Raw genomic sequence first — 12,141 nt, 5'->3', positions numbered from 1 at the left:
GTTTTCAATTCTCACGAGCAATATTTGCATGTTATTGACTTGGCCACGAAATCATCGGCGCCTAAATTCATGCTCATCAATTCATACATCTCGCTGTCGCGGCTTGTCACCACGATAATCGGAACAGCGAATTGTTTCCGTGTCTTCGATGATTACTATTTTCGCCCTGGGTTCACTTCTTTGTTCTAACTCTTTTAACACTTGTAGTATGTCCATAATTTTATAACAAACGGCCTTTTCCAATAAAAGAATTTTATGAGTGGAAAAGAAATCTCTATTGTAGACGAAAAACTTATCGGATGGAAAACAAAGAGTCGAAAACAAAAAAGGAAAGTGAATCGCTGACTTATACACATATGCGAACTATTGGACGTGTGTGTCCAGAATCGGGATTGTCAAAAGCTTATTATCGAGACGAATTTCATCAGATCATAGATTTTGACTCGCAGAGAGATTTCGTTGTCTGGATTTGGGAGAACAATTTTACGAAGATGAACCCGTATGAGATTCTAGCCTTATTATGGACAGGACAAAATGCAGATATCAGTGCGAATTTAAAATACGGGGAAATTTTAAGGAGTATTAAAAAACATTCGGATTTTGCATGTGTAATCACAGTCTCCATAGGATTATTTTGTACAGCTGAAGACAATCGATAAGTGGCTAATCTTAGGCCAAAGGCTATGTTCAAACCGATGCAGTCGGTCTGGGGCCAACCGAATCGACAATTAGTTGGATAAATTATTATGAAAGAATAAATAAAAGCTAATTTCATTACTTGTCCTCGTTTTTTCGGTTTAGAGCCTTGAGATATTGTAAACTGAACACTTCAGAAACTTGCTGAAAGCGTTCCTTTGAACGCAGCCTCATCTATAATTACCGTAATATTCGCATGCTTTTTTAAGATAGATGCCGGTAAATCTTCAGAAACTTCTTCCTCCAATAATTTTGCTACTGCGTCTGCTTTTGCCTCACCTGAGATGAGTAAAAGGATTTCCTTACTATCCATTATTGTTTGGATTCCCATGGAAATTGCTTGTTTCGGCACTTCATCAACGGATTTGAAAAAGCGTGAATTCGCTTGAATAGTGGAATCGGCTAAATCAACTACATGGGTCCTACTGGAGAAAGATGCCCCCGGTTCGTTGAAACCGATATGCCCATTTTCTCCAATTCCCAAAACTTGAATATCAATGCCTCCCGCTCGTTCAATTGCCCTTTCATACTTCAGGCATTCGCTTTTCAGATCTACAGCAGTACCGCTTGGAATATGGACACGTTCCATTGCGATATCAATATGGCGAAGCAGCTTTTCATTCATAAAATAGCAATAGCTATTTGGATCATCTTTTTTCAATCCCGTGTATTCATCCAAATTAAATGTAGTCACATTTTTAAATGAAACCTTGCCTTTATTATACTCTTGGATAAAACCTTGATAAATCCCTTCAGGTGTGGAACCAGTTGCCAAGCCAAGAACGGGGTTTTCCTGCATATTCATTCGATCCATGATAAGCTCCAGGGCCTTTGCATTCATCTCATCATAGTTTTTTAACTTTAATAAATTTCATTATGCCTTCTCCTACTAACAAATCGGCTAAATCAGTCGGATTTTTATTTTATCTATTTTTATTTACTTCGCCAAATTCATTTGTGCCAAAGCTTCGTTTTAAAAGCTTGCCTCCAAATTTTTTTACTGGCTACTGACATTTATTATTCCGGTCATTTCTTCATCAGGGCAGCGTTCTCGAAGCGATGGCTCCATATAATCCTGCTTTGTTCCCCAAACTGGATTTCACGATCTTGACATCTGAAAAGCTTTCGATTATTAATCCATGTACTTTATCTGAGACTTTCCTGACAGCTAAATCTTGTTCCATGATTCCTCCGCCAATAATGACAGCTTCAGGATTGAAAATATGGATTAGATTGACAATCCCTAATGCCACCTCTTTTGTCCATGAATCGAATACTTCTATTAGGCGCTGATTTTTATTGTGAATTTTTTCAAATAAAATTCTCCCATCGGAACATTCAGGATCAACTTTTTCAGCTTCTTTTATTAATGCCGTTGTTGAGGCATAACATTCATAACAGCCTGCATTGCCGCACTTGCACGAAATGCCGTCAGGATGGATGATCATATGCCCAAATTCACCTGCTATGCCGTTGGTTCCACGATTTAACTTTGCGTCATAAACAATTCCGCCGCCGATGCCTGTTCCAAAAGTCAGGAAAATAAAATTGCTGTAAATCGTTCCACTGCCAAAGTAACTTTCGCCTAATGCAGCAGCATTCACGTCATTTTCTACAGTCACTGGAACATGGAATTTCCCTTCCAAAATGTCTTTGATCCTTGTACCTGTATAGTTGGGGATATTATCATTCGCATAAATAATACAGCCTGTTTCACTATCCACTTGACCAGCGGTACTAATACAAATTGCATCGATGCCGGAATACATAGCTATCACGTCTTCTACTTTCTTGAGAATCGCTTGCCCTCCATTTTGACTTTCAGAATCCATCTCTTGGAATGTTTCGAAATGACCTAGTTCATCTGAAATACAATATTTGATTTTAGTACCGCCAATATCTGCCGCAAATATTTTCATAATGCCTCCTAAGGGCTTTCGTAAATTAGAAAATTATTCATCAAGTGCGTTTATTAAAGTACTCAAGAAAGCCTCTTCTGTTTTTGAGCGGAAAAGTTCTTCTAATATTTCTTCATCACTTAAAATACTGGCCAATTCAGACATTACCAAAAGATGCGCCTTAGAATCGGTTGCAGAAAAGGTGATGATTAATTTAATCGGATCGAAGTTTTCTGAACCAAACTCAATAGGCGGATTAAGCGTTGTAAAGCTCATTCCCAATTTAGTGGCTCCGTTTTCAGGTCTTGTATGAGCCAGGGCAATGTGATTTCCCAGCACAAAGTAAGGTCCTGTTTCTTTCACAACATCTATCATAGACTCGACATACCGCTGTTCAATCGCACCTTTTTCCAACAGCCTTCTTGAGGACTTTCGAATAGCATCCTCCCAGTCGTTTGTTTGGAGTCCAAGTTCTATATCTTCTGTATTTACAAGTTCTTCTAACATGCTGCCCTCTCCTTTGTCTTTTTTACTTAAAGTCAGATGCAAGTTTTGCGATATTTACTTCGGACAAAGAATTCACTTTATCCTCATAATTTTCATGCTTGCTGTGTTTTGTGACATCATTCGGCACAACGATCACTTTGACTCCTGCTCTATTGGCAGCCAATACGCCATTTTGAGAATCTTCGATTATGATCGCTTCTTCTTTTTCTATTTCCAAATTTTCTATGGCCTTTAAAAATAAATCTGGATACGGCTTTATTCTTTCTACATCATCAGCCGTCACGATAAAATCAAAATAATCAATCAAGCCGAATCTGGTTAAATGCTTAACCGGCTTTGCTCTCACAGCAGATGTTGCCAATGATAATTTCAATCCTGCGTCCTTTACCGATTTGATGAAATCAACCACACCCTCTTTTGGAGGGAGCTGGTCGCTTAGGTCGATGAACTTCTGAGTAGTATCCACCAAAAATTTCTCTCTATCTATAATAAAGTTGTTTTTTTGTTCTAATGCTTGAAACAATTTTTCATAATTGGCTCCCACACAAAGAAGGAACTCTTCCATGACTAAGTTGTAGTTTAAGTTTTTTTCCAGCCAATCGACATAGATATCGAACCAAACCAGCTCCGAATCTATAACGACCCCATCAAAATCCAAAATAACAGCTTTTAGCATATAGTTTCTCCTTCTTTTCTATACGTGATTTCATACAATTGAAGAATAGGCAAAGAATGAAATCAGACTTGCTTCATTCTTTGCCATGATAAGTTCCTCACTGTTTAAGAAATTGTCGCTCCTTCACGGGCTTCTTTCACTTCATTGACCAATTTATTATATTGCGGCGCATTGAGATAATCTTCAATGGCGATATGATGAACATCCGGCTGTTTTTCTTTTACGCGATCCATGAGCGATTGATGTGTAATAATGACATCGCACTCTGTCGGCAAGTTACTGACCGAAATATGGGAAACATCGACATCTTCCAGTCCTGCTTTCTTCATCTTCTTCTGTAGAATACTGGCTCCCATAACGCTCGATCCTAAACCGGCATCACATGCATAAGCGATTTTACGGACATTTGCAAAATTGAATGCTGTTGGATTTGCGGCAGGTTCATTTGCATTTTCGCTGCTACCGAAGACTGAAGAAACACGGCTTTTCTTGCCTTTATATTGCTCCATTTTAGTAGCAGCGTTACTTAGATCTTCTTCACCGGCCTCCACTTTTCTGACGAAGGGAATGGCTGTAACAAAAGTGACTAGACATGCTGCCAGAATCCCTCCGTAAATTGCAATATGATCCCCCAACGAGGCCATAATGGAAATCGCAATGATACTGCCAGGCGAGGCAATGCCTACTAATCCGACATCAAATAGCGTGAATACAAATGTGCCTGTCATACCGCCCAAGATTAATGGGAGAATTAATATAGGTTTCATTAAAACAAAAGGGAAATAGATTTCGTGGATTCCTCCAAAGAAGTGAATAACACTGGCACCGTAGGCGGTTCCCTTTGTATTGCCTCTTCCAAAAAACATATAAGCGAGTAAAATACCCAAACCTGGTCCTGGATTGGACTCTAATAGAAACAGTATAGATTTGCCAAGATCAGAAACTTGGGAAATTCCTAGAGGGGTTAAGATACCCTGTCCAATTGCATTATTAAGGAATAGTATTTTTGCTGGTTCTATGAATATAGCTGTTAATGGCAATAGGCTATACTCCATCAAAAAGCTAACACCACTTGCTAGAACAGTTGTTAAAGATTCGATTGCAGGTACTAAAGCTAAATATCCGACAAGCGCTAATCCAGCTCCTAAAATACCTGAAGAAAAGTTATTGATCAACAGCTCAAATCCAGTCGGTATTTTATGTTCAATCAACTCATCGAATTTTTTCAAGATCCATGCAGCTAACGGAGCTAGAATCATCGCGCCGAGAAACATGGTAACGTCACTGCCAATAATTAAACCGATTGTAGCCACTGAGGCTATTACGGAACCTCTGTACCCGTATACCATATTACCGCCAGCAAATGCTATCAACAGCGGCAAAAGATAAGTTAACATAGGACCGATAAAGCTCATTAGCAATTCATTTCCAAAAGCTACACCTAATGCGGTAATAATACCCCAAGCCATAAAAGCTCCTAAGTTTGGAAGAACCATATTACTTAATTTAGCACCGAAACTTTGAGACTTTGCTCTAAATGACATTGCCAACCCCCCTTTGTTTTTCGCCAGTTTTTACATCCCTACTTCTTTTCCTTCAGCAAGTGAACGTTCGATTGCATCTACTACACGCAGCGAATCAAGAGATTCTTTAGGCGTGATAATCGATTTTGTGCCATGGATGATGTTGTTAATGAAAGCCATCAACTCTTCCGCTAAATCGCCGGCAACTTCGCCATTTGTATAATACCAGTGTCTTGTATCTGGATATTGAATTCTTTTATCCGATATAAAACGGACTCCGTTATCGCTAGACTCTACGTAAGCAACGCCTTTTGTTCCAACAAGCTCTAACTTGTCATCAATACTTGTCGGCGAATTTTCTGGTAAAACCCAGCATGCTTCTAAACAAGCTATTGCACCATTTTCATAGGTCACAATTGCATAAATAACATCCTGCATTCCATGTTCTTTTAATAGAACACTTCTGCCTTTGGCAAAGACTTTTACAGGGTTGCAGCCCATATACCAGTTAATATAATCAATATCATGAATCATCACGTGCATACTCAAATCAGAAGCGCCAATATATCGCTTTGGACCTGTAATCGGACTATTTCTTCTGCAATACAAATGGATGATGTCGCCTAATTCACCGGAATCAAGTGCCTGTTTGACCATGTTGTATCTCGGATCAAAGCGCAGCAAAAAGCCCGTTGTAAAAACCTTTTCATAGTCCTTCGTTATTTCATACATAGCTTGGCCATCTTCCAGAGTTTTAGCCAATGGTTTTTCCAATAAAATATGCTTATTGTTTGCAACTGCGACCTCTACAGCTTCTCTGTGGATATTATCAGGCAGCACGATGCTTACCGCATCGATGTCAGGATTTGCAAGCATTTCTTTATAATCTTTATAAGCGACAACATCGAATTGCTGCTCGGCTTCTTTTCTTCGGTCATCGTTGTATTCACAAACAGCTACTAATTCTACCAACGGTAATTTTTTATAAATTTCGGCATGGTGAGTTCCCATTTGCCCCATTCCAATTACTCCTACTCGAATCGTCATCGTCATCATCCTTTTCTTTTTTGTGTACTGATTTCAGCTTGTATCTACGAATCAATTATTTATATAATCAGTAAATCTCTTAGTTATAATTTGCGGCCGGGTGATAGCGCTTCCAACGACGACTGAGTGAGCACCCAAATCCAAACACCTTTTGGCTTTTTCCGAAGTATCTACATTTCCTTCTGCTATCACAGGTATTTTTAAAGCTTCTACTATTTCTTTCAGAATTTGGTAATCCTCTTGATCGATTTTCTGACCATCCGTTTGCTCTGTATAGCCTATGAGTGTTGTAGAAACGCAGTCAAATCCTAATTTCTCTGCTTGCACCGCTTCCTCAAATGTTGCCACGTCCGCCATTAAAAGCTTGGTTGGGACTTTCCTTCTGACTTTTTCAACAAACTCTTCTAAAGTTTCATTGTTCGGCCTTTTTCGGCTAGTGGCATCTATAGCAATCATTTCACAATCTGTTGTTGCTAATTCTTCAATTTCTTTCATTGTGGCTGTTATAAAAATGGAAGAATCAGCATAATCTTTCTTGACAATTCCTATCACTGGCAGATTTGTATTTTTTCTAATTTCATTTATATCAGCCGCACTGTTTGCCCTGATTCCAATAGCTCCGCCTTCCATTGCAGCTCTGGCCATCCGTCCCATTATAAAAGAGCTATGCAGCGGTTCATCTTCAAGGGCTTGACACGAAACAACGAGTCCGCCTTGAATTTTCTCTAATATCAATTCCTTGACCTCCTTTTTCGGCAACTATGCTTATAGCTTATTAAAATCAAAATGGAGTTTAACTTCAATAAATTAATAAATATATGGAGATATGCTCCACAATCATATATTAGCATTTATTTTTGAAAATTCAACAAATTATTTAAAAAAGTTTCTTATTTTATTTGCCCTGAATGATAAAAAGCAATGAAGAATTACTCCATTGCTTTGTTTAAAATAGATTTTGCTATTTTTTGTTTTAATTCTATCGATAATTCTTCGTTTTTCAAGGCATATCCTGTGGTCAATATATCGATAATCAGCAATTGGGAAATTTTTGCTGACAGTGAGCCTCCTTCTATTAAGGACTCCTTGACTGCTGTGCTGAGAACGATATCAGATAATTGAGCGATAGGAGATAGCACATAGTTTGTAATAGCTATAATAGCAGCCCCGCTCTCTTTCGCTATTGACATCGATTCATGCATATCCCGAGTTCTTCCAGAAAGGCTCAGTGCAATTAAGACATCTTTATTTGTCAACGTGGAAGACTCCATGTTTTGGAAATGGGGATCAATAACCGCCTTAGCGCTTTTACCGACCCTTAAAAAGCTTGCTTGGGCTTCTTGAGCTGCCAGTCCGCTGGCTCCGACGCCATAAATTAAAACTTTATTCGCTTGTTCGATTACCTTAATCGCTTGATCCAATGATTCTTCTTCAATTAAAGAAATCGTCTTTTCTACAGCTTGGTTAAAGTTATTTTTAATGCTATCGATGTAAGAACCCGAAGTAGAAGACTGAATCGTTAAGTCCTCCGTAGCAATTTGCAGCTTCAAATCCTGAAAACCATCAAACCCGATTTTTTTACAGAAACGAATAACTGTGGCATCGCCAACTTTCACTTCCTGCGTTACTTCTTGAAGCGACTGATAAATGATTTCTTTTCCCACTTTTTTAATGTAATCTGCAATGTTTTTCTCTGATTTCGTTAAGTCTGAGTAACACGATTCAATGATGTTTAAATATTTCATTTTTAGCCTCCAAAAATAGCATGTTTCTTAAAATATTTATTAATTTATATTTTGTAAATACAATGGGCAGTTTCAGAATAAGCGGATCTTTTATTTTTCTTCTTTATGATACTGCATTATAAATGACTTACTATAAAAAAACGAACAGTTATTTTATCAGATAAATGAAACCGTTCGTAAAATGGCCATCTCTCGAAATAAAAAAAGAGCATGATTTCTCAATTTTCTTCTCTCATCCATTACTGAATCACTTTATACCAAATCTCCACTTGCTCACGGGTTTCGATGGCCCGGATTTTTTCTAATTGGATTTCCAGTTCTTCCAGCTCCTCGAATAGACGGAGCCCTTTCCCAAGAAGAATCGGGGCAATCGCCATCTGCAGCTCTTCCACGAGCCCGGCTCTTAATGCTTGCCGGAAAACATCCGCTCCGAGAATCAGCACGTCTTTTTCTCCCGCCGCTTCTTTTGCCTGCTGGACTGCGCTTTCAACGCCGTCGGTGACAAACGTGATGGTCAACCGGTCGTTTTCATTCGGATGCGTTTCCGGCGGGTGATGGGTCACCACAAATAGCGGGACTTGGAATTCGTAATCCACTGCGTAGGAATCGGCGTCTGCCAAGTCAAATGTGCGGCGGCCGAGGATTACGGCACCGGTTCTTGCCATCATGTTATTGATCTCCTCGTTCGGCTCAAAACTCGCATACAGCTTGCCCATCTCCCCGTCTCGGTCGTTCACAAACCCATCGAGCGACATGATCATGCCAAAACAGACTTTCGCCATCTTCTTTCCTCCTATTCTCTTTTAAATTTTCTGCCATCCAGATAGCAGCCATGATTTTTGTCTTGCTGTTACATTCATTGTGAATCAGGAATTATCCTCCTAGTTCCTCTTGTTAAATAAATTCCGTGAGAATTTTCTTTCTTTTCTTTTTTATTCCGTTACAATAGAGATTTTATAAGGCAGATTAGGATGAATCACTTAAATGGAGTTGAGGGCGATGAAAGTCATTAAAGGCAAATACAGCGATGCAAAAGTTTTCACAAATAATATTGATGAAGTCACGGTTGCTCAAATAGAAGGATTTTTAAACGAAGAACTTACGCATGAAGCAAATGTACGCATTATGCCAGATTGCCATGCAGGAAAAGGCGCGGTTATCGGCACTACCATGAAAGTGACTGACCGTGTCGTTCCTAATTTGGTGGGCGTGGACATTGGGTGTGGAATGCTGTGTGTGGAAGTTAAAAAGACCGATGTGGATTTTGCGAAACTGGATGCAGCGGTGCAGACGCTTGTCCCTTCCGGCCAATCGATTCGCCAAACCGCTCATGAATATATCCGCCACATCGACCTTGATCAAGTACTGGCGAATTTTTCAAAAGAAACAGCCGCTCTTTCGCTCGGTACGCTTGGCGGAGGCAATCATTTCGTTGAAATGAACCAAACGGAAGACGGCCGCCTGTTTATGGTCATTCATAGCGGAAGCCGCCACTTAGGCGTGCGAGTTGCGAATTATCATCAGAAAAAGGCGATTGAAAGCTTAATCAGTGATAAAGAAGGGCTCAATGAAATGATCGCCCAACTGAAAGCCGAGGGGCGCGAGCGGGAAATCCAAGCGGCGATGAAATCCTATAAATCAGCGAAGCCGGCCATTCCGAATGATCTTGCTTACTTGCAAGATTCCCTGATGGAAGATTACTTCAACGATTTAAAAATTGCGCAGAATTACGCAAAATGGAACCGCGCTGCGATGATGCAGGTATTGATGGAAGCGATGAACTTTGACGAAGTCGGCCGCATCGACACGGTCCATAATTACATTGACCTGGACCATATGATTTTGCGAAAAGGCGCCATTTCCGCAAGAAAGGATGAACTTGTGCTGATTCCGATCAATATGCGCGACGGCTCCCTTCTGGCAAAAGGCAAAGGCAACGACGACTGGAACCAATCCGGCCCGCACGGTGCAGGACGCATCCTATCCCGCACTAAAGCGAAAGCCCTTCTGAATTTGGACGATTTCACGGATACGATGAAAAGTGTCTATACGACGAGTGTGAACCAGGACACTATCGATGAGTCGCCATTTGCTTATAAACCGATGGATGAAATTATCCAAAACACGAAAGAAACCATTGAAATCCAGTCCATTCTAAAACCGCTCTATAATTTTAAGGCTGCGGAATTCCAAGGCTGGCGACGAAAATGAAAAAAGAACGGCTGAAAGGAGGGATCCTTTTAGCCGTTCTTTTTAGGGAATGCGTTTATTTTTGTAAATACCGGGCTTCATTGATAAGGACTCACTGTGACGCCCAAAGCTGATGCCCGCACTATCGGCATGTCTTCTAAAGTCTGCAAGTTCTCTTTCGTTCCCGTTACGACTGCACCGATAACCTTTACATCTGTTGATGTTAAACGTTCATCGTCTCCTTTCAATAAGTCATGGATTCGCTTGTATTCGCTAAAGTATTTGCCATTTTCCAGCGTCATCCCGTCGTGAATCCTATTCACGAACCCTTCTTCGCTTGTCAGCTGTTCTTCTTCGGCGAAGATTTCTTCATCAAATTGAAATTCTTCGATACCGTACACATGATTCGAGAGTTCAGGAAAATTAACGAATTCTCCTTCGAATTTTTGATTCATCCGCTCCAGGTCATCCGGAGAATACGTGTCGATCCAATACCATTTCAATGTGACTTCTTCCGGCAAACTTTCCCGGATTTGTTCGGGCGTATAGGCTTGGTCAAAAGACAAAGCGAGTTCAGCTATCGTTTCTTCCGGGAAATTTCCGAATTCGCCTAGCCCATCTGCGAGTCCGGCGTATTCCACTTCCGGATGATAAAAACCGAGCACGCGCTGCTTCGTTTTCCGGTCGTAAAACTTCATTTGATCAGTTGCTTCATCGACAATTTGAATATAGGAATGGTCGCCGGAAAACCCGCTAACGCCGCCAAAAAGGCTGTAGGTTATCGTCTCCTCGCTCCAATCTACCGGAATCCCTTCGATCACTTTATAGCGTTCAAACCTTAAAAAGCTTTCAAACAAACCATTACTCTGCTGCTGCGGACCCATTTCCTCGATATTCGGATCGGTAATCTGGCTAAACAATTCAATGTCCCGCAATGCTTTTGCTTCCTGCCAGCGCATAATTGACAGCCAACCAATTCCAGCAGCGATAGTGAATAATCCGAGAACAAAAACTGAAATGACGGCATTCCGAAAAATTGTTTTTCTTTTGGCTTTGTTAATGATCTTTCCAAATGAGTCATCAGTTGAATGCTGATTGAAAAGCTGATCCAGTTCTTTTTCTTTATGAGAATCTTTCATGCCTTGCCATCTCCTTTTCGTATTGTTCTTTGAATGCTCTTCTCGCTCGGAACAGGTAAGTTTTGAGCGTTCCTACATTCAAGTCCAGCATTTCAGAAATCTCAGCATAGCTTAAGTCCATTTCATATTTCATTAGCAGTAATTGCTTCTGGAGAGGAGGCAATTGATCAAGCACCTGCTCAATTTCACTTCTCATCTCTCCTTGCCGGACAAAATCTTCCGGCAAAAACGAGTCATCGACAAATTCAAGGTTATCAAAAGTTGTATGTATTTCTTTTTTCTGTTTCCGGCACAAATCGTAGTAATGATTGACGGCTACCCGGAACAGCCAGCTATAGGCTTTTGCCTCATCAACTGAATCGATGTACAGCATCAGCCGGTACACCGCTTCCTGCACAGTGTCTTCCGCATCGCTTTTGCTCGCGCCGATCTTCATCAAATACTTAAAGATGATGTCTGTTTTTCCATGCAATGCCGCCATCAACTCTTCCCGAGGATTCAATTGCTCCCCTCCTTCCGCTTATAAGACCCTTTCATTTGTAAAAAGTTAACAGCGTTTCTGAAATTATTTTTTCTATCCATTTGAAGGCATAGAAAAAGGAGAAGCGAAGCTGCGAGACTTCGGCTCTCCCTATCGGTTTTACTTTTGGAATAAAAGATAACAGGAAATTGTAGAGTCTTTTCTACTTTACCATTCGATTTATAATGGTTCATCTGCCT

11 protein-coding genes and 1 pseudogene are annotated in these 12,141 nt (G+C 40.3%); 1 reads left to right on the top strand and 11 read right to left on the bottom strand.

Annotated elements, in window-relative coordinates; all coding sequences use genetic code 11:
* Positions 1-829: 829 nt before the first annotated feature.
* The 9 genes and pseudogenes from nagB to BN1080_RS01525 form a co-directional block, all read right to left on the bottom strand.
* Positions 830-1,564 (bottom strand): annotated as a pseudogene (gene nagB / locus BN1080_RS01565) (glucosamine-6-phosphate deaminase); the annotation flags it as partial.
* A 169-nt stretch (positions 1,565-1,733) separates the two neighbouring features.
* Positions 1,734-2,615 (bottom strand): ROK family protein, encoded by an 882-nt coding sequence (locus BN1080_RS01560; RefSeq protein ID WP_052649890.1) that lies wholly within the window; start codon positions 2,613-2,615, stop codon positions 1,734-1,736.
* 33 nt (positions 2,616-2,648) lie between these two features.
* Entirely contained in the window at positions 2,649-3,101 is a 453-nt protein-coding gene (locus BN1080_RS01555) for a PTS sugar transporter subunit IIA (RefSeq protein ID WP_052649888.1), read from the bottom strand.
* A gap of 22 nt (positions 3,102-3,123) precedes the next feature.
* Positions 3,124-3,777: an HAD family hydrolase gene (locus BN1080_RS01550; RefSeq protein ID WP_052649886.1), complete on the bottom strand. Its 654-nt coding sequence runs from the start codon at positions 3,775-3,777 to the stop codon at positions 3,124-3,126.
* A 104-nt stretch (positions 3,778-3,881) separates the two neighbouring features.
* Positions 3,882-5,321, bottom strand: coding sequence for a PTS mannitol transporter subunit IIBC (locus tag BN1080_RS01545; protein WP_052649884.1), 1,440 nt, complete (start codon positions 5,319-5,321; stop codon positions 3,882-3,884).
* 30 nt (positions 5,322-5,351) lie between these two features.
* The gene (locus BN1080_RS01540) at positions 5,352-6,353 is read right to left on the bottom strand and encodes a Gfo/Idh/MocA family protein (RefSeq protein WP_052649882.1); all 1,002 of its coding nucleotides are present in this window, start codon (positions 6,351-6,353) and stop codon (positions 5,352-5,354) included.
* Between the two features lie 45 nt (positions 6,354-6,398).
* The gene (locus BN1080_RS01535; RefSeq protein ID WP_052654316.1) at positions 6,399-7,079 is read right to left on the bottom strand and encodes an N-acetylmannosamine-6-phosphate 2-epimerase; all 681 of its coding nucleotides are present in this window, start codon (positions 7,077-7,079) and stop codon (positions 6,399-6,401) included.
* Positions 7,080-7,276: 197 nt separating this feature from the next.
* A complete protein-coding gene (locus BN1080_RS01530; RefSeq protein ID WP_052649880.1) occupies positions 7,277-8,092 on the bottom strand; it encodes a MurR/RpiR family transcriptional regulator in 816 nt (271 codons plus the stop codon).
* Positions 8,093-8,331: 239 nt separating this feature from the next.
* A complete protein-coding gene (locus BN1080_RS01525) occupies positions 8,332-8,874 on the bottom strand; it encodes a dihydrofolate reductase family protein (RefSeq protein ID WP_052649878.1) in 543 nt (180 codons plus the stop codon).
* 217 nt (positions 8,875-9,091) lie between these two features.
* Here BN1080_RS01525 and BN1080_RS01520 point away from each other — a divergent pair, with 217 nt between their 5' ends.
* Positions 9,092-10,303: an RNA-splicing ligase RtcB gene (locus tag BN1080_RS01520; protein WP_052649876.1), complete on the top strand. Its 1,212-nt coding sequence runs from the start codon at positions 9,092-9,094 to the stop codon at positions 10,301-10,303.
* Positions 10,304-10,380: 77 nt separating this feature from the next.
* Here BN1080_RS01520 and BN1080_RS01515 read toward each other — a convergent pair whose 3' ends face one another.
* Both BN1080_RS01515 and BN1080_RS01510 read right to left on the bottom strand, forming a co-directional pair.
* On the bottom strand, positions 10,381-11,421 hold the full coding sequence (locus BN1080_RS01515) for an anti sigma factor C-terminal domain-containing protein (protein WP_052649874.1): 1,041 nt from the start codon (positions 11,419-11,421) through the stop codon (positions 10,381-10,383).
* Positions 11,405-11,923, bottom strand: coding sequence for an RNA polymerase sigma factor (locus BN1080_RS01510; protein WP_234398906.1), 519 nt, complete (start codon positions 11,921-11,923; stop codon positions 11,405-11,407). The genes BN1080_RS01515 and BN1080_RS01510 overlap by 17 nt, the downstream gene beginning before the upstream one ends.
* Positions 11,924-12,141: the final 218 nt, after the last annotated feature.

The organism is Planococcus massiliensis, assembly GCF_000821325.1.
Classification (GTDB): domain Bacteria; phylum Bacillota; class Bacilli; order Bacillales_A; family Planococcaceae; genus Planococcus; species Planococcus ruber.
This window is presented reverse-complemented; position numbering and strand designations above follow the sequence as displayed.

What these genes read in the sequence shown, in the direction of transcription:
- BN1080_RS01560 (WP_052649890.1), bottom strand. Translation starts at nt 2,615, where the DNA reads ATGAAAATATTTGCGGCAGATATTGGCGGTACTAAAATCAAATATTGT.
- BN1080_RS01555 (WP_052649888.1), bottom strand. Translation starts at nt 3,101, where the DNA reads ATGTTAGAAGAACTTGTAAATACAGAAGATATAGAACTTGGACTCCAA.
- BN1080_RS01550 (WP_052649886.1), bottom strand. Translation starts at nt 3,777, where the DNA reads ATGCTAAAAGCTGTTATTTTGGATTTTGATGGGGTCGTTATAGATTCG.
- BN1080_RS01545 (WP_052649884.1), bottom strand. Translation starts at nt 5,321, where the DNA reads ATGTCATTTAGAGCAAAGTCTCAAAGTTTCGGTGCTAAATTAAGTAAT.
- BN1080_RS01540 (WP_052649882.1), bottom strand. Translation starts at nt 6,353, where the DNA reads ATGACGATGACGATTCGAGTAGGAGTAATTGGAATGGGGCAAATGGGA.
- BN1080_RS01530 (WP_052649880.1), bottom strand. Translation starts at nt 8,092, where the DNA reads ATGAAATATTTAAACATCATTGAATCGTGTTACTCAGACTTAACGAAA.
- BN1080_RS01525 (WP_052649878.1), bottom strand. Translation starts at nt 8,874, where the DNA reads ATGGCGAAAGTCTGTTTTGGCATGATCATGTCGCTCGATGGGTTTGTG.
- BN1080_RS01520 (WP_052649876.1), top strand. Translation starts at nt 9,092, where the DNA reads ATGAAAGTCATTAAAGGCAAATACAGCGATGCAAAAGTTTTCACAAAT.
- BN1080_RS01515 (WP_052649874.1), bottom strand. Translation starts at nt 11,421, where the DNA reads ATGAAAGATTCTCATAAAGAAAAAGAACTGGATCAGCTTTTCAATCAG.